Here is a 1075-nt window from a genome sequence, read left to right as displayed (position 1 = left end):
AGAACGATCTGGAGATTGGTTTGCAGAATGGTATGGCAATTAACTCAAATATTAATGTTGGTAAGCGGACGGTTTTAGAGTTATTCTTTAACCGCTTTACTGGCAAGTTTAAGAGTTTGACTAATGTTAATTAGCATTGAGAATTGAGAATTAGCTAAATTTGCAGTCAGCTAGTAAGAGTAGGAGTTAGGAGAAATGGGAATTGTAGAGGAGGTAGAAATATTAATCGGCTTTTATTAGAATTTAGAATTCAGAATATACTTCAAATTCTTTCTTTCTTCTGACTCCTGACTCCTGACTACTCAGCAATTTGAAATTAAATTGAATGGGGAGATAATTTGATGAGTCAAATTAATTATTCTGCTATGACTGACAAAGAGTTGAGAGTTTGTAAATTTATAGACAAATATTAATCTATTATCAATTTACTTTTCCAGGTGTTACCCTGAATGGAATTACTCCTAACCCCTCTATTCCATCCGCATAAGCATTTGGAACTGCTTTTCATAATATGTTGTAACTGCCGTTCAAGTCAGCATTAATCAACAAGCCATTTTTTGATTTGTATAAACCTCTTTTTATCCTTTGACCACTAAATTTATGTTTGACTCCCTGACTATAATTTGGGATTTTATCAACGCCCGTGAAAGCTGGCTTTTGATGTATAACTTTCTTCGTTGATAATTACTTTTATACCTACTAATTCGGCTTTATATGTCAATTGTTCTATAAATTTATGATCGGGAATTTGCACAAAATTTTGGTTATTTCTTTTCCCTAAATTAATCTCTTGTTTCCATTTTTGATTATTTCCTATTACTAAAAGTTCCTATCTGGTTTTCTCGAAGAGTATTAATTATTATTCTACTTGCTTGGTGTAAATATGTCTCTACTTTCAAATTACGTTTTCTCGTTAATTTATTGATTTTATTTGAGTGACAACGTTCTTCTGCTTGTTTTTGTAATTTACTCTGTAGTTCTCCTTTCTTTTTATTATAAAACTGGTTCATTGATTTTAAAGGTTTACCATTTACTATAAATGGTTGAAATCCCTTCACATTTGAGGAAATTGTTA

The 1075-nt window shown here is 31.1% G+C and carries 2 protein-coding genes; both read right to left on the bottom strand.

The window, feature by feature from the left end:
* Nucleotides 1-634: 634 nt before the first annotated feature.
* Complete coding sequence (locus F6K22_RS42985; RefSeq protein ID WP_363275608.1) at nucleotides 635-787, bottom strand: IS200/IS605 family accessory protein TnpB-related protein; 153 nt, start codon at nucleotides 785-787, stop codon at nucleotides 635-637.
* 19 nt (nucleotides 788-806) lie between these two features.
* On the bottom strand, nucleotides 807-1075 hold a 269-nt coding region (locus tag F6K22_RS41435), incomplete at its 5' end, for a transposase (RefSeq protein WP_293111033.1).

It is taken from the genome of Okeania sp. SIO2F4 (genome assembly GCF_010672385.1).
Taxonomy (GTDB): Bacteria; Cyanobacteriota; Cyanobacteriia; order Cyanobacteriales; family Microcoleaceae; genus Trichodesmium.
The sequence above is the reverse complement of the archived record's forward strand: the minus strand, read 5'-3'. Positions and strand labels throughout refer to the sequence as shown.